21 protein-coding genes and 1 pseudogene are annotated in these 24,242 nt (G+C 41.5%); 13 read left to right on the forward strand and 9 right to left on the reverse strand.

The window, feature by feature from the left end; all coding sequences use genetic code 11:
- Positions 1–71 precede the first annotated feature (71 nt).
- On the forward strand, positions 72–1,097 hold the full coding sequence (locus TY87_RS00430; RefSeq protein ID WP_100185589.1) for a glycosyltransferase family 2 protein: 1,026 nt from the start codon (positions 72–74) through the stop codon (positions 1,095–1,097).
- Positions 1,097–2,527, forward strand: coding sequence for an ArnT family glycosyltransferase (locus TY87_RS00435; RefSeq protein ID WP_100185590.1), 1,431 nt, complete (start codon positions 1,097–1,099; stop codon positions 2,525–2,527). The genes TY87_RS00430 and TY87_RS00435 overlap by 1 nt, the downstream gene beginning before the upstream one ends.
- A gap of 92 nt (positions 2,528–2,619) precedes the next feature.
- Here TY87_RS00435 and TY87_RS00440 read toward each other — a convergent pair whose 3' ends face one another.
- Entirely contained in the window at positions 2,620–3,732 is a 1,113-nt protein-coding gene (locus TY87_RS00440; RefSeq protein WP_072840532.1) for a choline metabolism transcriptional regulator GbdR, read from the reverse strand.
- Between the two features lie 277 nt (positions 3,733–4,009).
- On the reverse strand, positions 4,010–5,134 hold the full coding sequence (locus tag TY87_RS00445; RefSeq protein WP_269777496.1) for an FAD-binding oxidoreductase: 1,125 nt from the start codon (positions 5,132–5,134) through the stop codon (positions 4,010–4,012).
- 318 nt (positions 5,135–5,452) lie between these two features.
- Between TY87_RS00445 and TY87_RS00450 the strand changes: the two genes are divergently transcribed.
- On the forward strand, positions 5,453–6,727 hold the full coding sequence (locus TY87_RS00450) for an aromatic ring-hydroxylating oxygenase subunit alpha (protein WP_100185591.1): 1,275 nt from the start codon (positions 5,453–5,455) through the stop codon (positions 6,725–6,727).
- A gap of 100 nt (positions 6,728–6,827) precedes the next feature.
- On the opposite strand, the gene TY87_RS00455 is transcribed toward TY87_RS00450, so the two are convergent.
- Positions 6,828–7,733: a LysR family transcriptional regulator gene (locus tag TY87_RS00455; protein WP_072840601.1), complete on the reverse strand. Its 906-nt coding sequence runs from the start codon at positions 7,731–7,733 to the stop codon at positions 6,828–6,830.
- Between the two features lie 129 nt (positions 7,734–7,862).
- Between TY87_RS00455 and TY87_RS00460 the strand changes: the two genes are divergently transcribed.
- The 9 genes from TY87_RS00460 (at position 7,863) to TY87_RS00500 (ending at position 16,597) form a co-directional block, all read left to right on the forward strand.
- Positions 7,863–8,849: a 2Fe-2S iron-sulfur cluster-binding protein gene (locus tag TY87_RS00460; protein ID WP_072840530.1), complete on the forward strand. Its 987-nt coding sequence runs from the start codon at positions 7,863–7,865 to the stop codon at positions 8,847–8,849.
- Positions 8,850–8,956: 107 nt separating this feature from the next.
- Entirely contained in the window at positions 8,957–10,213 is a 1,257-nt protein-coding gene (locus TY87_RS00465; protein WP_072840529.1) for an aromatic ring-hydroxylating dioxygenase subunit alpha, read from the forward strand.
- A 2-nt stretch (positions 10,214–10,215) separates the two neighbouring features.
- The gene (locus TY87_RS00470) at positions 10,216–10,704 is read left to right on the forward strand and encodes an aromatic-ring-hydroxylating dioxygenase subunit beta (RefSeq protein ID WP_100185592.1); all 489 of its coding nucleotides are present in this window, start codon (positions 10,216–10,218) and stop codon (positions 10,702–10,704) included.
- Positions 10,705–10,739: 35 nt separating this feature from the next.
- Positions 10,740–11,054, forward strand: a complete 315-nt coding sequence (locus tag TY87_RS00475; RefSeq protein ID WP_072840527.1) for a non-heme iron oxygenase ferredoxin subunit — start codon at positions 10,740–10,742, stop codon at positions 11,052–11,054.
- Positions 11,055–11,143: 89 nt separating this feature from the next.
- Complete coding sequence (locus TY87_RS00480; RefSeq protein ID WP_072840526.1) at positions 11,144–12,106, forward strand: TAXI family TRAP transporter solute-binding subunit; 963 nt, start codon at positions 11,144–11,146, stop codon at positions 12,104–12,106.
- Positions 12,107–12,161: 55 nt separating this feature from the next.
- Positions 12,162–14,105 (forward strand): TRAP transporter permease, encoded by a 1,944-nt coding sequence (locus TY87_RS00485; RefSeq protein WP_100185593.1) that lies wholly within the window; start codon positions 12,162–12,164, stop codon positions 14,103–14,105.
- A 9-nt stretch (positions 14,106–14,114) separates the two neighbouring features.
- Positions 14,115–14,756: a maleylacetoacetate isomerase gene (gene maiA / locus TY87_RS00490; protein WP_100185594.1), complete on the forward strand. Its 642-nt coding sequence runs from the start codon at positions 14,115–14,117 to the stop codon at positions 14,754–14,756.
- A gap of 60 nt (positions 14,757–14,816) precedes the next feature.
- Entirely contained in the window at positions 14,817–15,848 is a 1,032-nt protein-coding gene (locus TY87_RS00495) for a cupin domain-containing protein (protein WP_100185595.1), read from the forward strand.
- 44 nt (positions 15,849–15,892) lie between these two features.
- Positions 15,893–16,597: a fumarylacetoacetate hydrolase family protein gene (locus tag TY87_RS00500; RefSeq protein WP_100185596.1), complete on the forward strand. Its 705-nt coding sequence runs from the start codon at positions 15,893–15,895 to the stop codon at positions 16,595–16,597.
- A gap of 66 nt (positions 16,598–16,663) precedes the next feature.
- Here TY87_RS00500 and pssA read toward each other — a convergent pair whose 3' ends face one another.
- Positions 16,664–18,001: a CDP-diacylglycerol--serine O-phosphatidyltransferase gene (gene pssA / locus TY87_RS00505; RefSeq protein ID WP_100185597.1), complete on the reverse strand. Its 1,338-nt coding sequence runs from the start codon at positions 17,999–18,001 to the stop codon at positions 16,664–16,666.
- A gap of 283 nt (positions 18,002–18,284) precedes the next feature.
- Here pssA and TY87_RS22675 point away from each other — a divergent pair.
- A pseudogene (locus tag TY87_RS22675) lies at positions 18,285–18,466 on the forward strand (IS5/IS1182 family transposase); the annotation flags it as partial.
- Positions 18,467–18,666: 200 nt separating this feature from the next.
- Here TY87_RS22675 and TY87_RS00515 read toward each other — a convergent pair.
- The 5 genes from TY87_RS00515 to TY87_RS00535 all read right to left on the reverse strand — a co-directional run bounded on the left by TY87_RS00515 (position 18,667) and on the right by TY87_RS00535 (position 24,239).
- Complete coding sequence (locus tag TY87_RS00515; protein WP_100185598.1) at positions 18,667–19,761, reverse strand: ABC transporter ATP-binding protein; 1,095 nt, start codon at positions 19,759–19,761, stop codon at positions 18,667–18,669.
- A gap of 15 nt (positions 19,762–19,776) precedes the next feature.
- Positions 19,777–21,189: a glycoside hydrolase family 32 protein gene (locus TY87_RS00520; RefSeq protein ID WP_100185599.1), complete on the reverse strand. Its 1,413-nt coding sequence runs from the start codon at positions 21,187–21,189 to the stop codon at positions 19,777–19,779.
- A 5-nt stretch (positions 21,190–21,194) separates the two neighbouring features.
- Positions 21,195–22,019 (reverse strand): carbohydrate ABC transporter permease, encoded by an 825-nt coding sequence (locus tag TY87_RS00525; RefSeq protein ID WP_100185600.1) that lies wholly within the window; start codon positions 22,017–22,019, stop codon positions 21,195–21,197.
- Positions 22,020–22,029: 10 nt separating this feature from the next.
- A complete protein-coding gene (locus TY87_RS00530) occupies positions 22,030–22,905 on the reverse strand; it encodes a carbohydrate ABC transporter permease (protein WP_100185601.1) in 876 nt (291 codons plus the stop codon).
- A gap of 62 nt (positions 22,906–22,967) precedes the next feature.
- On the reverse strand, positions 22,968–24,239 hold the full coding sequence (locus TY87_RS00535; RefSeq protein ID WP_100185602.1) for an ABC transporter substrate-binding protein: 1,272 nt from the start codon (positions 24,237–24,239) through the stop codon (positions 22,968–22,970).
- Positions 24,240–24,242 lie beyond the last annotated feature (3 nt).

The raw sequence follows: 24,242 nt of genomic DNA on the forward strand, positions 1-24,242 counted from the left end.
AATCACCTTTTTGCGACACCACTGTTATTAGGATGTACTCATGAACTTTTTTCCGTTTCAGGAGAACGCCAATGAGCGCCATTCCATATAGACAATACGCGAACTTTGAATCCGCGGCAAAGGAGCCTACAGTAAAGGCGCAGCCTCTCGTATCAGTAATCATTCCATTCCTAAATGAAGCGGATGTATTGGCAGTTTGCCATCGACGTGTCTGTGAAGCGCTTTCTAAACTCCAACAGTATTGTGAAATCATCTACATCGATGATGGCAGTAATGACAACAGCTGGAAAATGGTGAGTCAGTTCAAACACCCCTTACATCAAATACGCAGCTTAAGATTAAGCAGAAATTTCGGTAAAGAAGCTGCAATGAGCGCAGGCATGAAAGCAGCCTCAGGCCGCTGTGTCATTCTACTTGATGCGGATTTGCAAGATCCACCAGAATACATTCCCGATATGGTACAAGCGTGGCAAGATGGCGCACAAGTCGTCGAAATGCAACGCCGCGAGCGCCATGGAGAGAGCTGGGTAAAACGCACCACCGCACATTGCTTCTATCGTTTTATGTCCAAAATAAGCGATCACCCAATTACCGAAAACGTCGGTGATTTTCGTTTGATGGATCAAAAAGTCGTAAACGTTATTAACACTTTGCCAGAAAGGACCCGCTTTATGAAAGGTTTACTTGCTTGGCCTGGTTTTACTCGTAAAGTCCTCACCTTTGACCGCGACCCTCGTTTGGCCGGTGACACCAAGTGGAATTACCCAAAGCTGATTCATTTGGCATTGGAAGGCATTACCTCATTCAGCACAAAACCATTACGCTGGGCGACTATGGCAGGATTAACCACATCAGCTATCGCCTTTATTATGGCTCTGATTATTTTCACCAAAACCATCGTCTGGGGTGATCCAGTTGCAGGTTATCCATCGACAATACTCGTCGTTTTATTTTTAGGTGGTATTCAGCTTTTATCCATTGGTGTACTAGGCGAGTACGTTGGACGGTTGTTTATTGAGTCCAAACAACGACCGTTGTATGTACTCATGGAAGACGCTATGACAAAACCCACGTTCAAATACTCGGACTCTGAATAATGCAACAACCGACCTACTCATTACCCTCGGCCAAATTACTGCTGATACTATTAATTAGCTGTTTGGCATTGCGTTTTATTTCTTTATCTCTTTATCCGTTAATGGACACCACCGAAGCACGTTATGGCGAAATGGCACGCATCATGTTTGAAACTGGCAACTGGATCACGCCGATGTTTGACTACAATGTGCCATTTTGGGGAAAACCGCCAATTTTCACTTGGTTAAGTAGTCTTGGATTTAGCCTATTTGGCGTCAATGAATTTGCCGCACGAGTACCACACCTGATTGTTGGATTAGCGGTTATTTGGTTAGTTTACAAGTTGGCAAAAGACCACTTTCAATCTTCAGTAATGGGCATTTTTTCTGCCAGCATATTAGCCTCTACCGTCTCGTTTATCGTATTAAGTGGCGCGGTAATGACTGATACGGCCCTCACCTTTTCTATCGCCCTAAGCATGATTAGCTTTTGGCAAGCTTGGAGTAATAAAGGCAAGATCTGGGGCTATTTATTCTTTATCGGTTTAGCATTAGGCATGTTATCAAAAGGCCCATTGGCGATTGTATTGATTGGCATAAGTTTAACTATTTGGTTGACTCCTAATGGCCGCTGGAAAAGACTATGGAACATTCTACCTTGGGGATATGGCACATTACTTTTTCTCGTTATTACTGTGCCTTGGTACGCCATTGCTGAATATAAAACGCCAGGTTTTCTAGATTACTTCATCGTCGGTGAACACATAAAACGTTTCATTGTCAGCGGCTGGCAAGGGGATTTGTATGGCAGCGCACACGAAAGAACTCGCGGCACTATTTGGGTTTACGCGTTAGCTTCTATGCTACCTTGGAGTCCCCTTATTATATGGCAATGGATTCGCTCTATTAGAGACGACAAAGATGTTGAAGAAAGCTCAGATGGTTTCGGCACTTTCTTATTATTCTGGATGTTGTCACCGATGATTCTGTTCAGTTTTTCCGGCAACATTTTAGCGAGCTACGTAATGCCTGCATTGCCAGCAATGGCGCTGTTATTAGCGCATCTTCATAAGCAAAGACCATTACAAAACTGGCTCTACAAAGTCGGATTCATAACGCCATTTTTACTTATCGTTCTAATCAGCGTATTGCATTTTGATTTAATACCAAACCGCTCTGAAAACAAAATACTTGCCGTTTGGAAACAACAGCCAGAAGCCACGCAAAGCGATTTATTTTATCTGCATAAGCGCCCGTTCTCTGGTCAATACTATTCATCTGGTAAAGCGAAACAGCGCTCAACAGATTTAAGCTCTTGGTTACCAGCACAAAACAAGCCGTTTTTCATCGTGCAATCTGATAATGATCATATTGTGTATTCAAATTGGTTATGTGAGGAAAGAAACACAACAGGAAAAGAAGATCTTATGTATTGCGAAAACAAACCATAACTTTGATTTCTACTTTACTAAACGTGTTTTAGAGCAAGACATAAACAAAGGAGCCGATTAAGGCTCCTTTTCAATATGTTAAGTCAGTAAACCTAAACAGCAACAGATCCATAACTCGGTTCAGTATGCGAATGATTTAACGCATCATGGGCATGAGGAATATAGACAATCGCATCATCTTTTTCGATTTTAAGCGACTCAGACGCCTCACCTTTCCAGGCAATTTTTCGTTCATCACGAGGCGATACGCCAATGTGTTTTCGATAACAGCGACTAAAATGCGGTGTCGAGATAAAGCCACACGCCATGGAGATTTCTACAATCGACATATTCGATTGTTTTAATAATTTACGCGCTCGTTCGAGTCTCAGGCGTAAATAAAAGCGTGACGGAGAACAATCTAAATGGCGATGAAACATGCGCTCAATTTGACGACGAGATACGTCAACAAAAGTCGCCAATTCATCTAGCTCAATGGGTTCTTCCAAGTTGTTTTCCATTAACTCGATCACATCCACCAGCTTCGGCGTGCAAACACCTGCACTATTAAACTGACGCATTGGCATACGCTGCTGATCGGATTCATTACGAATACGATCACAAATAAACATATCGGAGATCGCATTAGATAATTTAGGACCATGCTGCTTGGTCATCATGTTTAAAAACATGTCCATTGGTGCACTGCCACCAGATGACGTCAGACGATCTTTATCGATGGAGAACAGCTTGTTATTACAGTTAACTTTGGGGAAGGTTTCTTGTAGAGCAGTTAAACACTCCCAATGCACGCTACACTGATAGCCATTTAACAAGCCAGCATAAGCAAGCACGTAAGCGCCAGTACAAATACCACCAAGCTGGACACCTTTACGCGATTGTTTCATTAGCCAAGAAACCTGCTTCGCGGTAAAAGTACGAGTAATATCGATACCACCAGCAACAATAATGAGGTCAAACTCCGTACTGTCTTCAATCGACATATCAGGTGTCAAACTCAAGCCGTCACTGGCGGTAACCGGCTGGCCATTTTCAGAAATCAAACTCCAACTATAGAGTTCTTCTGCCGATAACTGATTCGCCATACGCAGCGGTTCAATAGAAGAGGCAAGCGCAATCATCGTAAAATGATCAAGCAATAGAAAACCTACCTTCGTTGTGCTTCTTGCATCAAAAGCGAGCGTAGCGTTATTTGCCATTACCATATTAGTGTCCTCATATTTGTGCTTCTTAACTACTAGGCAAAATCTAGACCATATTTCTAGATGACATTCCTAATAACCGTAAAAACACTTTATTATTTTTAAGGAGATACAAAATCCAAGGTATCACATTGTATATTCACACAATGCCTATCGACTCTAGAGAGTAAATCATCCTAACCCTCAATAAAGACCAACACGTAGAACATAACACCATGCACTAATATAGAACAAGATCGCGCTTTTATTGAACGCTTATTTAATAAAAATTCACCTATCTCTAATATTCCACAACCACGTTTGATTTAGGCACCGTACAACAAGACAAAACATAGCCTGCTTCAATATCATCGTCGGTAATCCCGCCATTATGATCCATCTGGGTTTCGCCCTCTTTCACCAAAACTTTACAAGTTCCGCAAATCCCCATACCACAGGCTTTCGGGATCATGAGATCTAGTTTTGCCGCAGCATTATGCAAGGTTTCCCCCGCAAGGACCTGAATACTCTTACCACTGCCCATAAACTCAACGCGCAATAAGTCCTCTTGATTAACTGCATCGGCTTCCGCCTGAGCCACTTCTGCTTGCTCAATGGCATCTTCCACGACATTGACAGGTGTCGCACCAAAAGATTCTTCATGATAGTGCGACATATCAAAGCCACGATCGAGAAGCAGCGCACGAATCGCTTTCATATAAGGCGCAGGGCCACAACAGTAAATCTCTCGCTCCATAAAATCGGGGGAAATCATATCGAGTTTATAAGCATCCAAATAGCCTCGATATCCTTGCCAAGGCAGACCGTTCTCCATGCGTTCAACAATCAAATACAAACCAAAATTGTCTAATCGCGCCGCCATATGATCTAACTCACGAGAATAGATCACATCCCTTGGCGAACGCGCGCTGTGAATAAAGGTAATATCCACATCCGCATTAGTATCAAACCACCAGCGCGCCATGGACATAACTGGCGTAATCCCAACACCACCAGACAGTAACAAGACTTTCTCAGCAGGAAAATCGATGCAATTAAACTGACCTACAGGACCATGTACTGCCAGTTCAGAACCGACCGACATATTCTCATGTAGCCAATTCGACACCTCCCCACCAGGCACACGCTTTACCGTAATAGAAAAGCTATAAGGCACAGAAGGCGAGCTCGAAATCGTGTAAGAGCGCATCACCTGCTTGCCTTCGATCTCCAACTCTAAAGTGACAAATTGTCCCGGTTTAAAAAAGAACATAACCGGTTGCTGCGCCATAAAGCAAAACGTGCGCACATCCCATGTTTCATGAATCACCTTCACACAACGAACATTGTGACGTCCATTTACCCAAGTCTGAGTATTTACAGGTGCTAAATAATCAGCGTTCACCATAGTAGAAGAGTTAGTCATATTGAAATCTCTTAATTAAATTCACACACCTAAAGTAAAGTGCCTGAAGTTGAGCATCTACTCTTTGACTTACAAAGAGCGGCACCGTTTTGAGCCATTCTGGGTCCTGTTGATCAATGTAAGTTAACTCTGCGCGACAATTAGTTGCTCAGGGCAGCCAAGGCTAGATCAAGACTAGGTACCTCAAGCGATTGAGAGTCGATTTATGTATCAACTCTTGTCGTTAATGGTCATTTCTTTCCCTATTGATTAAGCGACTATAGCCTCGTAGTCAAAAGACGCATTCCATCAATCTTTTTGTCATTAAGGCCCAGAAAGATGAATCAACACGACCTACTGAATGTTCGCCATGCTTCCTTAGATGAAGCCAAAACAGCCATGACAGACTTGCTAGAAAAACGTCCTAGCAACTATTCACTCGACGCACAGCTTTATAACGACCCACACATGTTCAGAATCGACATGGAAGAAGTCTTTCAAAAAGAATGGCTATTTGTGGGCATGACTAGTGAGATCCCAAAAAAAGGCGACTATATAACCGTCGAAATTGGACAAAACCCAGTGTTGATTCTGCGTGACGGCGAAGGCAACGTGAACGCCTTCCACAACACTTGTAGACACCGCGGCTCAATACTTTGCACCGAACACAGAGGCAAGGTTGCCAACCTCGTTTGTCCTTATCACCAATGGACTTACGACCTCAAAGGCAACTTACTGTTTGCTGGCACAGAAATGAATAAAGAGTTCGATTTGAAGCAACACGGCCTAAAATCAGCGTTTTGCAAAACAGGCGGTGGCTTCATCTTTGTTTGTCTAGGTAAGACTGAACCAACCGACGAATTTGACGAATTCTTAGCAACGCTAGACGAATACATGGAGCCCTACGACGTGGAAAGCACCAAATTAGCGGTCGAATCCACCATGTATGAACGCGCTAACTGGAAATTGGTACTCGAAAACAACCGCGAGTGTTATCACTGCGCTGGAAGTCACCCAGAGTTACTACAAACACTACTAGAATGGGACGACACAGAAGATCCTCGCGCACCACAAGACTTTCACGATCATTACAATGCTCAAGCTGCACAATGGGATAAAGAAGGCATTCCTCACAAGCTAAAAAGCTTTGGTGAAGTGCAACGTAACCGCATCGTGCGGATGCCGCTCAAAAAAGGCACGAAAGTAATGACCATAGACGGCTCTTCCGCTTGCTCGTTACCACTTGGAAGAATTCAAAACCGCGAACTTGGTTCCATGCGTATTTTGCATTTACCAAACTCGTGGAACCACATGCAGTCAGACCACTTTATTGTGTTCCGCGTATTACCTGTTTCGGCCCAAGAAAGCATCGTCACCACCAAATGGTTCGTCCATAAAGACGCCGTAGAAGGCATAGACTACGAGACAGATACCCTACGCAAAGTGTGGGACGCCACCAACGAACAAGACAAAATTCTCGGCGAGCGCAACCAGTTAGGGATCAACTCGATTGGTTACCAACCTGGTCCTTACTCAGAAACCTATGAATTTGGTGTTATCAACTTTTTAGACTGGTACTCATCCACTATGCAGAAAAATCTAAAAGCCAAGTAATTCGAACATGTTCAAATAGCCCAAATCTTTTTCTAGTCCCTCTAGAAAAACAAAAAGCGAATCGTTTGATTCGCTTTTTGTTTTTTGCTTTTTTATAAAATTATTCTGAAAACAATTCAAAAATCAGATTACGAAACCAAATGTTGCCTGTATCTTGGTGATAGCGACGATGCCAAAACATATTGATCTGTGCTGGAGGAATATCAACTGGGTGCGGCTTAACGATCAACCCAAGATTTTCGGCTGTTTGTAAGGCAAGTTTCTCGGTCACTGTAGCAATTAGATCTGTTTTCGCAACAATGTACGGAGCAGAAATAAAGTGCGGTAACTTCAATTTACTGACTCGCAAAATACCACTTTTAGCCAATAACTTTTCTACTCGCCCATGCCCTGTATCTTGAGCTTCTATAATAATATGTTCCGATTCTGAAAAGCTTTCTAAAGTAAGAGTCTCTTCTGCATAGGGATGCCCTTTACGCATCAAACAAACATAATCTTGATCAAATAGTCTTCGTTGATAAAAACCCGCTTCTAGCTGAGGCAAAAGCCCAATCGCAAGATCCACACTTCCTGTTTCTAATTCCTCTTTAAGTGATTGCCCTTGATCTCTTACAGTACTGACCGAAATATTAGGTGCATGTTCAGCAAGATACGCCATCAATCTTGGCAACATATAAATCTCACCTAAATCCGTCATATTAATGCAAAAGGATCGATCACTCGAAAGCGGATCAAAACGTTCCTGATAATTTAAGCCGTCTTGTAATGTGCTTAACGCATAGCCAACAGACTCCGCAATACTGTCGGCAAATGGAGTGGGCCTCATACCACGTGCCGTTCGTTCAAACAGCTCATCATTTAACGCCAACCTTAATCTGGCTAGGGCATTACTTACTGCAGGCTGAGTTAATCCAAGCTGTTCTGCCACTAGCCCAGTCTTACGTTCTCGATACATTAGTTGAAAAACAACCAACAGGTTTAAATCAATATCTTGCAGGCGAATCATGTTAGAGATCTCACTGTCGTGAATATACATTATTAGGATTATTTTATATCTGAATATCTCTACAACTTCTATAGTCCGTTTATGAAAAAGCATCGCACATAAATCAAACAATAATAAGTAAGAGCGAAGATGGAAATTTTAATTAAGCCTACCAATAAAACGATAACAGCTACTCAAGGCAGCACCTTGCTAGAAGCGTTTTTGGAAAATCAGATTCCTATTTCCTATAGTTGCTTATCTGGCCGTTGTGGTACCTGCCGCTGTAAAGTAATTGAAGGTACTGTAAGCGGACCATCCGCTGCAGAAGGCCGTTTGGCCCAACATGGTCAATTTGTTTTAGCCTGCCAAAGCCGTATTGAAACCGATTCAATCATTGAGATACCTGAGCCAGATGAAATCATTACGCACCCAACCAAAACAGTAAAAGCCCAAATTGTTGCTTACGATGTGTTATCCAATGACGTTCGTAGCCTTAAGCTCAAAATCAACAAAGGCTTCGACTATTCTCCAGGACAATTTGCTAGCCTCACTTTCTGGCGTGAAGACGGAACCCGCTCTTACTCAATGGCAGGGGTAACAGAAGACGATTTACTAGAATTCCATATACGTCTTGTTCCCAATGGCCGAGTCACATCAAAACTAGATGAACACATAGAAATTGGTGCATCAATCAAACTCAATGGTCCTCTTGGCGCCTCTTACCTAAGACGTAAAAATAACGACCCTATGCTGTGTGTCGCAACTGGAACAGGGCTTGCTCCCATTCTTTCAATTGTTCGTGGTGCATTAGAATCTGGTATGAAAAACGACATTCATTTGGTATTTGGAGCCCGCACCGAAGAAGATTTATACGGCTTGGACTATTTGAATTGCTTGGCTACTGAATACTCAAATTTCCAATACCTAATCGCTTTAGATCATACCAAACCCAATAGCACCTCTTTCCGTGGTTTGGTGACTGATGCCATCGCGGCTCATTTTCCCGAACTTAAAAACTGGCGAATCTACTTAGCTGGTGCTCCCGCCATGGTAGAAGCTGCGTCCTTGGCGTGCACTAAGCGCGGTGCAGACATCGAGCGGATATACGCCGATGCATTTTACCCGAGTGGGGTATAAGCCAGTATTTCTAATTTTTGAATCCAAATAATGCCTTTACAGAAAACCAGTCATTTCTTTAAAGGACAAAATCCAACCCACAATAAAGACAAAAAAGGGTGAACAAAATGAGTCAGGAAAATCGCATTCCAATGACGCCAATTTGGGACCATGAAGACACGAGTCGAATTCCATTTTGGGCTTACACAAACGAAGACATACACAAGCAAGAACTTGAAAAGCTCTTCTACAAGAATCATTGGTGCTATGTAGGATTAGAAGCAGAAATCCCACAACCAGGCGATTTCAAACGTACCGTGATTGGTGAACGCTCAGTCATTATGGTACGCCATGAAGATAACAGCATTTATGTGGTAGAAAACGTCTGCGCCCACCGCGGCATGCGTTTTTGCCGTGAAAAGCATGGCAACACTAAAAGCTTCACCTGCCCCTATCATCAGTGGAATTACGACCTAGAAGGCAATCTTCAAGGCGTTCCTTTTCGTCGTGGCGTCAAGCAAGACGGCAAAGTAAAAGGCGGCATGTCAAAAGACTTTAAAACCTCCGATCATGGGCTAACCAAATTATTAGTAGCAGAACGTGGTGGTGTGGTATTCGCCAGTTTTGATCATGATGTGGAATCTTTCGAAGCCTTCCTTGGTCCTACTATGTTGTCTTATTTTGACCGCATGTTTAATGGTCGAAAACTCACTTTATTGGGTTACAACAAACAACGCATTCCAGGTAACTGGAAACTCATGCAAGAAAATATCAAAGATCCTTATCATCCTGGCTTATTGCATACTTGGTTTGTCACTTTTGGCTTATGGCGTGCAGATAATCGCTCAGAACTCAAAATGGATGAACATTTTCGTCATGCGGCAATGATTTCAACTCGCGGTTCAGGTGGTAAAGACACCCAAACCACCAATGTCTCTAGTTTTAAAGAATCCATGCAACTCAATGATCCGAGCTTCCTGGATGTTGAAGTGGAGCCATGGTGGGACGGTCCTACAGCAGTAATGATGACCCTATTCCCTAGTGTCATTCTGCAACAACAAGTTAACAGTGTCAGTACGCGCCACATTCAACCCAATGGGCATGGCTCGTTCGATTTTGTCTGGACGCATTTCGGTTATGAAGACGACACTCCAGAAATGACTGAACGCCGTTTACGTCAAGCTAATTTATTTGGCCCAGCAGGTTTTGTTTCGGCCGATGACGGTGAGGTTATTGAATTTTCCCAGCAGGGCTTTGAACAAAAACCCTTCCATAGGTCACTTGCAGAACTTGGCGGTAAAGACATAGAAGAAACCGATCACATGGTCTCTGAAACCTTAATCCGAGGCATGTATGCCTACTGGCGCAAAGTGATGGGAGTATAGCCATGAAAACAACGCTAATAACAACTAAAAACTATCTAAAGCTGACTCAGTTCTATCAAACCTACGCCGCCGTAGTGGATCAAGCTAATTGGACTGCATGGCTCGATATGTTCGCAGAGGATTGTGTCTACAAGATTCAAGCTCGTGAAAACTATGACAGAAACTTGCCAATGGCAGCGCTTTCGCTAACCAGTAAAGGCATGCTGAAAGACCGTATTTATGGCATCACGGAAACAATATTTCACGACCCTTACCATCAATTGCATATGGTGTCATCACCATTAATTCTCAGTGAATCTGATAAAGGTGTTATTGAATCACAAGCAAATTACACCGTTTTCCGAACCAAAAATGATGGTATTGCAGAAGTCTACAACGTAGGTCGTTATCTCGATCGCTTGCGGATAACAGATGATGGTATTCAGATTGAATCCCGCCTCTGTATTTTTGATAACGAGATGATCCTCAACTCGTTAATTTACCCCATCTAACTCACTTAAAAACATAAGGATAAGTCGAGGTCCCTATGAGCGAAAATTGGATAAATACGATCAGTATTAACGATATTCCCGAAGATGACGTTATTGGTATCACTGTAAATGGCCACCAGATAGCACTTTATAAAGTAGAAGATGAAATCTTCGCTACAGACAATATCTGCACACATGGGCATGCCTTGTTAAGCGATGGTTTCTTGGAAGATGGGGAAATTGAATGCCCTCTTCATCAAGGACGGTTCTGTATAAAAAGCGGTAAAGCCATGAGCGAACCGCTAACAGAAGACATTAAAACCTATGTAACTAGAACGGAAAACGGGCAGGTTTTCCTAAGATTTAGTTAACGATATTTACTGTCTGATGCTTATAACATCTGCTGTGATATCACTGGCAAACCAGCAAACAATAAATATAAATAATCTGGAGAGAAACAATGAAAAAATCACTATTAGCAGTTCTTACGACTTGCTCAATCACGCTGCTATCAGCCAATACCTCTGCACAAATTTTGTCTATTGCGTCACCGCCACAAGGTTCTGTTTGGAACACGATGAGTAATGGCATAGCCAATGTAGGCAGATCCAAAGAAAACATTAATTTAGTGGTTCAGCCCTATAGCGGCAACCGCGCCATGATGGATGCGGTAAATCAAGGCTTGGCCGAGTTTGCCATTAATGATGTAAACGATGCCATAGTGGCTGCCCAAGGCGAAGCAGATTACAAGGGTAAAAAACGCGACCACTTAAGAATTGCCCTACGAATCAGCCCTCAACCTATTGGCATTTTTGTCCGTAAAGACGCGGGCATAAATACGATTGCAGATTTAAAAGGTAAACGCGTTGCATCAGGTTGGAATGCTTTTCCAATTGGTCGTCCTCACATGGAGGCCATGTTGGCAACTGGCGGCTTAACTTGGGACGATGTTCAACAAGTTCCTGTTCCTGACTTAATTCGTGCTGCTGACAATCTTTCCGCCAATCGTTTAGATGCAACTTATTTTGCTGTAGGTGGACCCAAAGTGGCGGAAGTTGATGCGTCTGTTGGTGGCGTCACCTTTCTTCCTGTCAACGCGGATCAAGCGGCGCTCGACGCAGTACTAAAAATACGCCCTGCTTTTTATTTTTCAGAAATTAAACCTGCACCGCATCTAGTTGGCATCGACAAAACCATAAACATGCTGACATGGGATAACGTCTTAGTCGTCAATGACAAAGTCTCTGATGAGCAAGTCTACCAAATGGTAAAAGCCATTTTGGAAAACAAAGACGCCTTGGTACAGCTTTACCCAGGCTTTAAAACATTAGCTATTAATACACCAAACAAAAACTATCCCGGAATTCAATACCACCCAGGTGCGATTCGTTACTTCAAAGAAAAAGGCCTTTGGCAGGAGTAATACCTCTCTTTTTAACCATCAGTACTCTTATTTACTTCAGTAAAAGGTGCTTTAAATGAACACGGAATCATCAACTCAAGAAGTTGTTATTCACGAGCCTGCGATGATATCAGTATTAAGAAATGGCTTAGGGGTGTTAATCGCCCTCGCCGCCATTGCTTTTGCCGCTGATCTTTTCAGCCGCTTAGGAATTGCAATTTATACTGAGCAATATCTAGCGGTGATCTTGGGGATCAGCTTAGCGCTGGTCTTTCTAAAACCCCAAAGTAGCCAATTAAAACGCAGCCTAAATGGTCTGCTTGCGCTACTCGGTTTGATCACCAGTCTATATTTAGCAGTGCAATATCCTGATCTTGTTGAGCGACAACTCGATCTTCCTTTAGATGCCTTAGCAGTTTCCGCCATACTATTTGTTCTGGTATTGGAAGGATTAAGACGAGTAGTTGGGCTCACCTTAGTCATTGTCGTCATGCTATTTATGGTATTCGCCCTACTAGGAAGCCATCTTTCAGGCCCTCTACAAACACGTGACATTGACCTAGATAGACTCTTCGTTTATCTAGGTGTCGATACTAACGGTATGTTAGGGTTAACCCTTAACGTAGCGGCCACCATTGTTATTGGCTTTATTTTATTCGGGCAGCTGTTACTTCGTTCTGGTGGAGCTGACTTTTTCAATGATATTGCTTTAGCTCTAATGGGTCGAAGCAAAGGTGGTTCAGGCAAAATCGCCACTATCGCTTCAGCGTTATTTGGCTCCATTTCCGGCGTCGTTGTATCGAATATTGTGGCTACAGGTGTCGTCACTATTCGTATGATGAAAAAAGGTGGATTCAAACCTCACACGGCAGCCGCCATTGAAACTGTTGCATCAACGGGTGGGCAAATTATGCCTCCTGTAATGGGTGCTGTGGCTTTCTTGATGGCAGAATTCCTGCAAATTGGTTATAGCGAGGTGGTCATTGCCGCTTTGGTACCTGCCATTCTTTACTATGCAGCACTGTATATCCAAGTAGATTTAGAAGCGGCAAAAGAACAAATCAAACCGATTGATCCTGCACTTATTCCCTCTAAAAGAAAGGTTCTACAACAAGGTTGGATTTTTATCATTCCTTTCGCTGCCGTAATTTTAGCCCTCTTTAGCTTTAACCAACGTCCGGAAACGGCCGCCCTTTGGGGTGCTCTTGGTGCACTAATTGTTGGTGTATTAAAAGGTTATAAGGGCAAACGCATGGGCGCTAAAGACATCTTGGGCAGCCTAGAGGAAACTGGGCATTCTATTGTCGATATCATCATGATTGGTGCCGCTGCAGGGTTCATTATCGGCATACTAAATATCACCGGCTTAGGCTTCGGATTAACCTATTTCTTGGTCGAATTAGGACAAGGCAATCTATTCCTCTTACTGGTCATTTCTGCTGTGGTTTGCATCGTACTCGGTATGGGAATGCCAACCGTCGGCGTGTATTTATTGCTCGCTGTTTTAGTCGCGCCCTCATTAATTCAAGTTGGTGTAGAACCTATTGCAGCACATCTGTTCATCTTCTATCTGGGCATGATGTCCATGGTGACACCGCCGATAGCCATTGGCGCCTTCTTTGCTGCCAGCATTGCCAAGGCAAATCCAATGAAAACAGCATTGACCTCAATGAGACTCGGTTGGACGGCATACATTATCCCATTCTTGTTTGTCACAACGCCGTCACTCTTATTAATCGGAGAGACATCACAAATTGTCATTACAGTGATGAGCGCACTGATCGGTGTTTGGGCTGTATCGGTAGGCTTTGCGGGTTACTTCAAAAATAAACTAAACCTCGTATTTCGATTTGGTTTTGTCATCGCGGGAGGCTTATTTTTACTGCCAAATTTACAAGGCGGTGATACGCCAATTGCTCCAAAGGTGGCAGGTCTGGCTCTATTAGCTACTCTACTTTGCGCAACTCTTCTCGTTAATAAGGCAACGTCTCAGGCGTCATCTAAACAGACTCAATCTTAGGAAGCAGCTATGTATTTATATAATTTTTTCAACAGTTCGACCTCCTATCGAGTTCGTATCGCTTTAGCCCTAAAGGGACTAGATTATCAGCACCATGGAATAAACATCCGCATTGGTGAGCAATCCAGCATGGATTACATGCGTATAAATCCATCAAAAGGTGTACCTGTGCTCATTACCGATGATGAGCAAACGCTCAGCCAATCCCTGGCTATCATCGACTATTTGGATAAAACCCATCCTATTCCAAGACTTATTCCCGCAGACAACATGGATCGAAGCCGAGTACTAGAGCTAGCCAATGTCATTGCCTGTGATATGCATCCAGTCAACAACCTACGCATTCTAGGGTATTTGAAAAAAGAATTTGGCATTAGTGACGAACAAAAAAATGACTGGTACCAACATTGGATTAATGAAGGCTTTACTGCAGTAGAAACACTACTAACGAGACATGGTCACGGTTCTTATTGTTTTGGAGAACAACCAACTCTAGCCGATTGCTGTCTAGTCCCACAAGTCGCTAATGCTTTGCGCTTCGGTTGTGATCTATCGACTTTTCCTAAGGTATTAGCTGTATATGAGCATTGCCAGCAGCAGCCTGCTTTTCAACAAGCTGCACCGGATCAACAACCCGATTACATGAATTAAAGAGCATGAATTAAACAACATTATCGAAACACCGACACATCCAAATACGAGGAGAGTCATATGCAATCATTAGGAACTTTAGAGGATTTACCTCAATCCTATCGCGACAAATTAACAGAATTGAATTTGGTGCCATTGTGGCCAAATATGCGAGCAGTTTTGCCCCATAAAGTCCCAAGTCGTAAAACACAAACGCTAAATTGGCGTTTTGATAAGCTTCGTCCCTTGTTGATTGAAGCTGGTGATTTAACGCCAATAGAAAAAGCTGAGCGTCGAGTGTTGGTATTGGCTAATCCAGGCCACGGGCTCGCTAACATGCAAGCTACTCCGAGTATTTACATGGGCCTGCAATTGATTTTGCCTGGTGAAACCGCTCCTAACCATCGTCACACTCCGAATGCGGTACGCATCATCATTGAAGGCAAAGGAGCGACGACGATTGTCAATGGCGAACCTTGCATTATGGAAAGGGGGGATTTAATCCTGACACCATCAGGCAAATGGCATCAGCATCAGCATGATGGAGGCACTGCTATTGTTTGGTTGGATATTTTAGATTTACCCCTGATGTATCAATTAGAAAGCTCTTGGGCAATCGAGGGAAAACCTCAAACTACAACCTTAGAACGAGACAAATCATTTGCTGAATACAGTGCCGCTGGCGTAGTACCTGAATTTGACTTCCAGCGAGCAAGTGTAGACTCCCCTATGTTGCGATATCCATGGACAAAAACCCGCGCTTGTCTTCTGGAAATGGCACAACACTATGGTGATAGACCGTTACGTATTACTTATGTGAATCCTGAAACAGGCTCCAGTTTATTCCCGAGTATTGGATTCGGAGCTATGATGTTACGTCCTGGGGAAACCTTACCAATACCCAAACGCACCACAGCATGCGTTTTTCATATTGTAGAAGGCCAAGGCTCACTAAAAGTCGATACCAATGACTCTATCCATTGGACAGAAAAAGACACCCTTAGCGCTCCTGGTTACACAGAAATAACCATAAGCAATGCCTCTACCACCGAACCAGCTTTCATCATTACCGCTGACGAAGCTCCTCTTCATCGTTATCTTGGTATTTTTTAATCGGTTTATTCTGCCTCAATTGTATTTAATAAAAGGACAAAATCATGACGAACAAACTTGCGTTTCCTGCCAAAGAACCCGTTTTAGCTAAAATTGCTGATTCAGACAATCTATTTCCAATACATAGGATTTTTTGTGTTGGCCGCAATTACCACGCCCACGCAGCAGAAATGGGCGTCGCTGTTGATAAAACTACACAGGAACCTTTTTACTTTATCAAGGACGCCAGCACTTACGTGTCCAGTGGTTCAAGCATCAACTATCCACCACAAACTGCCAACTATCATTATGAAATGGAATTTGTTGTTGCCATTGGCAAGGAAGGTTTTAACGTCACTGAAGAACAAGCGGAAGACATCATCTTCGGCTACGCCTGTGGACTAGACATGACACGTCGTGACCTACAATTAAAAGCCCGTGAAACCGGTCGACCATGGGATTTAGGTAAAGACTTCGAAGAATCCGCCATACTGGCCCCTATAATTCCGATTAAAAAAACGGGCTTCATTACCCAAGGTAAAATAGAGCTAGCAGTCAATGGTAAGACAAAACAAGCATCGGATATCAACCTTTTGATTTGGAACGTGCGTGAGATCATCGCTCATTTGTCTAAGTTCTATCACCTACAACCGGGTGATTTAATTTACACAGGCACACCAGACGGTGTCGGTCCCGTAGTACAAGGAGACAGAATCATCGGTGCTATCGAGGGAATTGGCTCTATACAGCTGGATATTAATCAGAATTAGATCAAATAAAAAAGGGTTGAAGCATACAGCTTCACCCCTTTAATTAAGAAAGAACACACTCAAAAACTACAAAATCCGCTTAAGTAATCTATCCGCCCGTGTTCGAATAACTTTTTTTAGCAGCCTTTGGATTTTCACTGGATAATCATGAATGGTTTCAAGCTGACTGTAAGATGAGATTCGCTGCGTATACTTATGAATATTATCAAACTCAGCAGTGAACTTAGCTAGCAAATGCTGATTTGGATCTTCAATCAATAAGCCGTTTTCCAAATCAAGCGCCCACGCTCTTGGGTTCACATTATTGCCTGTTAGCAACATGGTACGACGATCTACCCAAAGCCCTTTTAGGTGATAACTATTGTTGTCGTGCTTCCATAAATGAATAGACAAACCACCCGACGCAATATGGCTTTCATTAGCGCGAGCAAACTTACGCAAATTCATCTCGTACAAATACGGTAAACCACCAATAGCTTTAAAAGGCTGATCTGGCGCGATATAAAAATCGTTGGCGGTTTTATCCCCCACCACAACATGAACCTTCACGCCACGCTTAATAGCACGCTTCACTTCTCTCAACACCACTTTAGGAAGGTTAAAATACGGCGTACAAAGCACGATCTCTTGTTTCGCATCCGCCAACAACGCAGTAATTTTTTGGTTAAGCACATTGTTACGCTTACCCACGCCAACCATAGGCGTCACCGCCACCTGATGATCACCTACCACTTGCTTTTCGCCACTATAAGACGACTTACCCAGCGAGATTCTAAACTGCCGAATTGTGGATTTAAGCTCTTTCGTTGAAGGTAAATCCGTTTCAGCAAGATTATTCACCGCAGGATTTTGGATCATCTCTTTACGAATGAATCCCGCCATGCTGTCTGCCAGCGATGGATTCTGAATAACATGATACCGATCAAATCGATAGCGATCCTGATAATGCAGATAAACGTTGTTTAAACTCGCACCGCTGTATATCACCGCATCATCGATGACAAAACCTTTTAAATGCAAAACACCAAACACTTCACGATTACGAACCGGCACACCATAAACAGGAATTGCATGCTCATATTTTTCAGCAAACGCCTGATACATAGCGGCATTGCCTTTGGCTTTTTCTGCGCCGATCAAACCGCGCTGAGCACGATGCCAATCCACACAAATAATAATATCTAACTCAGGATTACGCTGTTTGGCTTCATAAGCCGCTGTCAAAACCTCCCTGCCCGCTTCATCATTTTCGAGATAAAGCGCAACAAGATAAATTCTCGACGTCGCGTTATGGATAGCTTCTAACAAATATTCTCGAAAACTAAGGGCAGATTGCAGAACTTGGAATTGGTCAGGTTCAACTGCAAAAGTAGGCAATGAACCGAATAAATTTCTAATGGGCATAATACAGAGGTGCTACCTTATTTTTGACTAACGACAGACTGTAACAAATTCGCCGCTTTTTTCCTAAAAAAGAATCTACATCCTAGGGAATATGCGATATGTCAGCAGTATGAAATAGTTTTGCTTACTCACTCCTGTGAAGCCTTCTCTCCGAAAAGCATAGTCGTACGCTCTTTATAGGAGTAAACGAGTGACTTGTCTGACTCGGGCACTTACTTTAAGAAACGATCGACCGTTGATGCGACGATCATCGGAGCCGCTAGCTCAACCAAAAACCGGAACTGAGTACTTAAAAGCGAGCATCCGAGCGAAAGTTAAGTATATGTTTAGAATACTGAAATGCCTATTCGGCTTTAGAAAAGAAGTCTATAAAGGCTTATTTTAAAATGACAATAAACTTGCGGTCTTTTTGCTTTTAAAGATCTGCTACAACTTGACCAGCTGATGCGCTCTGCAACAGGTTAATCCGTAAAATGAAAGGGAATTTAGGTACTAACGCCCTAAGTTAGCGTTCGATGTATTCTAAAACTACATTTTAGAATACATCGAACTGTATGAAATAGCTTATTGGAAAGCAACCAGGCTTGATCCCATGTTCCCTAACTACCTTGGTTTTCCTCAGAGAAAAAGAAGAAAATCACTTCCGCCATTTACTTCAAATAAAGTTAATTTCTAGCAAGTTTAATTACATTACCTAAATGGTCAAAAACATGGCAGCGTGAAGGACAAAAAGAAAAATCATATTCTTTGTGACGTTCTAGCATATTCTCTGATTTTATTTCAATAATTAAGTCTTCACCATTTTCTTGACTTCCATGAACATAACTTGTCCCTCCAAGCAATTCGATAGCCTTTATTTTCAACCTAATTTTAACTGAATATTTATTTCCTAACGCAATATGTTCAGGACGAATGCCAATTGATAGGGGATCATTTTTTAGTGTCGTATCCGTGTCCAGGGCAAAGTCAACATTTTCACCAGTCTTTGTTTTTAATGTAATATTCTTGCCTTCTTGTTTATGAAAAGAAGCAGCAATGAAATTCATTCTTGGTGAGCCTATAAAACCGCCAACAAATTGATTAACTGGATTATTATATAATTCCAGAGGAGAACCAACTTGCACGACTCTACCCTCTTTTAATACAACGATTTTATCGGCCATAGTCATTGCTTCAACTTGATCATGAGTAACATAGATCATTGTACTTTTAAGTTGCTCATGCAATGCAGTAATTTCTAAACGCATCTTTACACGCAACTCGGCATCCAAATTTGATAACGGTTCATCAAATAAGAATACATCTGGATTACGAACAATAGAGCGCCCAATAGCAACACGCTGTCTTTGACCTCCAGATAATTGTGCGGGCTTACGCTCCATTAAATCATCTAATTGTAAAATTTTAGCCGCTTCATTAACTTTTCTTTCAATCTCACTTTTTTTCAAACCGGCAACTTTAAGACCGACACTCATATTTTGTCGAACTGTCATGTGTGGATACAGCGCATATGATTGAAACACCATAGATATACCACGCTTAGAAGGCTCTAAATCATTAACAACTCGGCCTCCTATATTAATTTCACCCTCTGTAACTTTTTCAAGCCCGGCAATTAATCTTAATAATGTAGATTTACCACAACCAGATGGACCAACAAAGACAACAAACTCACCATCTTTAATATCTAGATCAACATCATGAATGGTTTTAATGCCATCGAAAGACTTACTTATTCCACTTAATTTCAAATTTGACATATTATTACTCTTATATTATTTGGAATCTTCAGCGATAGATGAAAATCGACCAGAGCCAGTTATTTGAATTTCATTTTCGATTTTATCGGGAAAATAAAGTTGAGTCATACTAAAGGTACCATCAGCAAAAAGAAGTTCAACAGCGCCTTTATCAACTATTATTTCAAGATCATTTTCAAACTTTTCATTAGTGATATTCGAGGTATAGTTATGAGAAAATTCATCTTCCATAACTTTATCTGAGCCTAGATAAAGACGATTATTAATAATAGAAATTGTTTTCGCATCAAGCCTCTTGAATATAAACTGTGGGCAGTCTTCTTCAAATAAATTGATTTCAATTTCCTCGCCTATTTCAAGCATTACTTTGCCATTCACGCGAAAAACACCAACATTATCATTTGACATTGTTTCATTTAAAAAATAAGACACCGATTCATAAAACGACTGTTTCAAAATATAATGGCCACTTTCATTAAAAATCAAACTAAATTCTCTAGGTAAAGTCATAATACCACGGAATGTTTTTGTTTCAGTTTGACGAGCATATCGCCAGTTACTCATCCAAGAAATAGCAATTCTTTTATTATCAGGTGCATTAAACCAACTTTGTGTAGCGTAATAATCTCGTCCATAGTCCATCCACAATACTTTGTCAGCAGGGCCATCGTTAGTAAATTTTTTACCATCGAAATCACCAATAAAATATTGCGTACCTGAGCCAGGGGCATAACAACCATCGCCGATACCGACAACCATTATCCATTTAGTAACGCCATTTTGCGCTGTCAATGGAAACAGGTCAGGACATTCCCATGGTCCATTACTATGGTGCCCCTCTTCTGCTCCAAAGTCAGAGCTTAATTCCCAGTCGACCATATTTTGAGAGTAATAAATACCAATCGATTGTCCATGAGTAATCACCATCACCCAGTGCTTAGCTTGCTCAAACCAAAATACTTTCGGATCACGGAAACACTCTATTTTAGGATTATTTAAAATAGGGTTTTGCTCATACTTTATCCAATTCAAACCCTGATCATCACTATAAGCTAAACACTGCGTCTGATAATCAGCCAACGAAGTATCTGAGCTTGGCAAGCTTGCAGTATAATAAGCCACCAAATTAGCCTCAGATTCTTTCTCAAAAAGACCACTTGTATTAGCTTTATCAACAATCGCTGATCCCGAAAACATATTACCTAATTCATCAGGAGCCAAGGCGATTGGATAATGCTGCCAAGTTACCAAGTTTTGACTGACTGCATGTCCCCAGTGCATTGGTCCCCAAATAGTATCCATTGGATAATACTGGTAGAACATATGCCATTGACCCTCAGAGTAAACCAAACCATTGGGATCATTAAGCCAACCAAAGGCGGGAGAGAAATGTATCGCGGGTCTATATAAATCATTTTTACTTGACATTAAAATTAACCTTTTACAGATGAACCAGTAATACTAGCGATAAATTGACGCTGAATAATTAAAAAGAAGATAATGACAGGTATGGCCATGCAAACAGCAAATGCCATAACGTTACCCCATTGAGTTTGATTACTACCAAAGTATGCAGCCATAGCGACAGATAATGGACGAACTTCTGGACCACGAGTTACCATAATGGGCCATAGATAACTATTCCAAATACCTAGAAAATGTAAAATACAAACAGTGACACACACTGGTTTTGACAAAGGTAAAGCAATTTTTAGGTAGGTTTGAAATAGACTAAAACCATCCACTCTTGCTGCGTCAATGAGATCTTTTGGTATCTTGCTGAAGAATTGATAAAACAAGAATATAAAGAACGCATTGGCAAGTCCCGGTAGAATTTGTACTGCATAGGTATCAACAAGGTTGGCTTTACTTACCATTAATAACTGCGGTAAAACTAAACTTTCTCCGGGAATAGCTAGCACAGAAATAATTGCACCTAATATATACTTCCGGTATTTCCCCTCCCCCCATGCTAGCGAAAAAGCCGCACAAGAGTTAACCATCAATGATAAGGTTAATGATATTGAAGTAATAAAAAATGTATTAAATAGATAAAGACCAAAAGGATGATATGGATCTGACCAAACGGCACGATAGTTATCAAAAGAAAACACCTGAGGAATAAAACTTTTCCAAGACCCCATGTTCGCCAAAATATCAGTATTAGATGGATTTAAACTAATTGTTACTGCCATCATTAATGGAATCAGAATAAACATAGACAGTATAAATGCTAAAAGGTACTTAAAATATTGCATTCTTCAATTCCTATTCATTTCTCATTAGACGACGTTGAAGTAAACCAAGTGAGGCAACTGTAATAAAAAATATGACGGATACTGCAGAGGCATAGCCAATTTTTTGAGATGAAAAACCATTACTAAACATATACTGAATAATGGTTGTGGTAGAACCATTTGGCCCACCTCCAGTTAAAATATTCACTTGAGTAAACAGGCTTAATGCTCCAATTGTGGTAATAATGACCACAAAGATATTGGTATTTCTCAAACCAGGAAAGGTGATATATCTAAACTGCTGCCATTTATTAAAACCATCAATCTCTGCTGCCTCATAGCGATCTTTTGGAATCTCTTGCAAACCAGCTAAGTAGATTAACATTTGAAATGGAAACGAAGCCCAAATTGATAAAATAACAATAGATAACATTGCGATTGCTTCATCACCTAACCAATCAATGTAATCAGAAGAGTCAGTTAACCATTGATAAACGCCATTTAATAATCCATCTGGCGTTTGAAAAATAGCAGCCCAAATGACAACAATAACGGTGATAGGGGTCAGTATTGGTAAAATAGTAATACCTCTAAAGACTGCAATAAACTTAAGTTTACTGTTTAATAAAATTGCAGTCGCTAACGACAAACTCAATTGAATTGGAATAACAACAATAGCAAAATAAAGCGTATTTTTTACTGACATCCAAAACTCACTATCGGCCAGTATACGTTCGTAATTTCTTAACCCTATCCATTGTGTTGGAATCGGCCTCGGCATTAATCTCTCGTTAGTGAATGAAAAATACCCTGACAAGAAAAATGGAATAAAAATAAAAACAACCATTAATATAATCGCAGGCAATAGCATCCCCACTTCAGGTAAAAAGCGTCTATAACTTTTCATAATAGGTGTCCGTGAAATTTAAAAAGGAAGTTGGCAATAAAATATTGCCAACAATTTAAATGTTATTTATCAAATGGTGGGTAATTCATGTTGTCTTCGATATCATCATCAATCGCCATCGCAGCCCGATTTAATGCGGTATCTATATCTGCGCCTTCGAAAATATTCTTTAGCGCTTTACCAAACTCACTGGTAATGACCGGATAGGCAGGATGTACTGGGCGTACTACTGCAATTTTTTGTGCTTGCAAGGCTAACATTTCAGCCTTACCACCTTCAGCAAACATCGGTGTCATTTTTATTGAATCTCGACGAGCAGGGATATAACCAGTAGCAGTACTCCACTTCGCAACTTGATCAGCCGACAACACAAAGTTTAAAAAAGTAGTAATATCTTTTGTGTTTTTTGATGAAGATGGCACAGCCCATCCCCAACCACCATTTGGTGCATACGAATGCTCACCAAACCTAGGCGCAGGAATTAAAACAAGGTCATCGCCTAATGCTTGCGAATGAGAACGCCACATCCAGTTACCTACCCAAGACAAAGCCGCTGTTTTATCACCAAAAAAACGGTTATCTCCAGCGGTCGCAGGAACAACATAGCCACTATCTATCCAGCTTTTCATTTTATTGATAGCGGATTTGGTTTCTTTACTATTAATTGTTCCGTCTGCTTTCCAGGTTTTTTGATTGATAATGTCTCCACCAGCCGATTTAATGAAGGGGTAATAACCATAAGTATTCCATTCCCCACCATTGCCTAATTTAAAATCAAGGGGCCATTTCACTCCATCAACTTTAGACAATTTATTCAGCACTTCAGTAAATTGATCGTAATCCCAAGCATCCTCAATTGTTCTAGGAACAACGATCCCCGCTTTGTCTAAATACTTTTTATTTCCCCACAACAAAACCGATGAATCACCTTGGCTTAACATATAGATCTTGTTATCTGGACTATAAGTTCCTTGAGCTCTCACACCGGGCAAAATTTGTTCAACCACTCCTTTATCCAGCATATTACCTATAGGTTGTAACATACCTGACCAAATGTAGTTGGCCATGTTTGGACCATCAACCATTACCACATCAGGTAAGTCATTTGACATCCAAGCAGCTCGGATTGCATCATCATAGGAAGGTATGGGTTGAATTTTTAGCGAAACATCTTGCCCTGCAAATTTTTCATTAAAGTCCTTTTCCATTTGTACAAAATATTGGCGTTCTGATTCACCATCAATTACCCAAGCAGTTATTTGCTTCGCTTGTAGAAAATCAGGGGCTGTTAACGCTAAAAGTCCGGTTAATAATGGAATTTTTATTTTTTTCATTTT

Source organism: Marinomonas sp. BSi20584 (assembly GCF_002792415.1).
Classification (GTDB): domain Bacteria; phylum Pseudomonadota; class Gammaproteobacteria; order Pseudomonadales; family Marinomonadaceae; genus Marinomonas; species Marinomonas polaris.

What these genes read in the sequence shown, in the direction of transcription:
- TY87_RS00430 (WP_100185589.1), top strand. Translation starts at nt 72, where the DNA reads ATGAGCGCCATTCCATATAGACAATACGCGAACTTTGAATCCGCGGCA.
- TY87_RS00435 (WP_100185590.1), top strand. Translation starts at nt 1,097, where the DNA reads ATGCAACAACCGACCTACTCATTACCCTCGGCCAAATTACTGCTGATA.
- TY87_RS00440 (WP_072840532.1), bottom strand. Translation starts at nt 3,732, where the DNA reads ATGGTAATGGCAAATAACGCTACGCTCGCTTTTGATGCAAGAAGCACA.
- TY87_RS00445 (WP_269777496.1), bottom strand. Translation starts at nt 5,134, where the DNA reads ATGACTAACTCTTCTACTATGGTGAACGCTGATTATTTAGCACCTGTA.
- TY87_RS00450 (WP_100185591.1), top strand. Translation starts at nt 5,453, where the DNA reads ATGAATCAACACGACCTACTGAATGTTCGCCATGCTTCCTTAGATGAA.
- TY87_RS00455 (WP_072840601.1), bottom strand. Translation starts at nt 7,733, where the DNA reads ATGATTCGCCTGCAAGATATTGATTTAAACCTGTTGGTTGTTTTTCAA.
- TY87_RS00460 (WP_072840530.1), top strand. Translation starts at nt 7,863, where the DNA reads ATGGAAATTTTAATTAAGCCTACCAATAAAACGATAACAGCTACTCAA.
- TY87_RS00465 (WP_072840529.1), top strand. Translation starts at nt 8,957, where the DNA reads ATGAGTCAGGAAAATCGCATTCCAATGACGCCAATTTGGGACCATGAA.
- TY87_RS00470 (WP_100185592.1), top strand. Translation starts at nt 10,216, where the DNA reads ATGAAAACAACGCTAATAACAACTAAAAACTATCTAAAGCTGACTCAG.
- TY87_RS00475 (WP_072840527.1), top strand. Translation starts at nt 10,740, where the DNA reads ATGAGCGAAAATTGGATAAATACGATCAGTATTAACGATATTCCCGAA.
- TY87_RS00480 (WP_072840526.1), top strand. Translation starts at nt 11,144, where the DNA reads ATGAAAAAATCACTATTAGCAGTTCTTACGACTTGCTCAATCACGCTG.
- TY87_RS00485 (WP_100185593.1), top strand. Translation starts at nt 12,162, where the DNA reads ATGAACACGGAATCATCAACTCAAGAAGTTGTTATTCACGAGCCTGCG.
- maiA (WP_100185594.1), top strand. Translation starts at nt 14,115, where the DNA reads ATGTATTTATATAATTTTTTCAACAGTTCGACCTCCTATCGAGTTCGT.
- TY87_RS00495 (WP_100185595.1), top strand. Translation starts at nt 14,817, where the DNA reads ATGCAATCATTAGGAACTTTAGAGGATTTACCTCAATCCTATCGCGAC.
- TY87_RS00500 (WP_100185596.1), top strand. Translation starts at nt 15,893, where the DNA reads ATGACGAACAAACTTGCGTTTCCTGCCAAAGAACCCGTTTTAGCTAAA.
- pssA (WP_100185597.1), bottom strand. Translation starts at nt 18,001, where the DNA reads ATGCCCATTAGAAATTTATTCGGTTCATTGCCTACTTTTGCAGTTGAA.
- TY87_RS00515 (WP_100185598.1), bottom strand. Translation starts at nt 19,761, where the DNA reads ATGTCAAATTTGAAATTAAGTGGAATAAGTAAGTCTTTCGATGGCATT.
- TY87_RS00520 (WP_100185599.1), bottom strand. Translation starts at nt 21,189, where the DNA reads ATGTCAAGTAAAAATGATTTATATAGACCCGCGATACATTTCTCTCCC.
- TY87_RS00525 (WP_100185600.1), bottom strand. Translation starts at nt 22,019, where the DNA reads ATGCAATATTTTAAGTACCTTTTAGCATTTATACTGTCTATGTTTATT.
- TY87_RS00530 (WP_100185601.1), bottom strand. Translation starts at nt 22,905, where the DNA reads ATGAAAAGTTATAGACGCTTTTTACCTGAAGTGGGGATGCTATTGCCT.
- TY87_RS00535 (WP_100185602.1), bottom strand. Translation starts at nt 24,239, where the DNA reads ATGAAAAAAATAAAAATTCCATTATTAACCGGACTTTTAGCGTTAACA.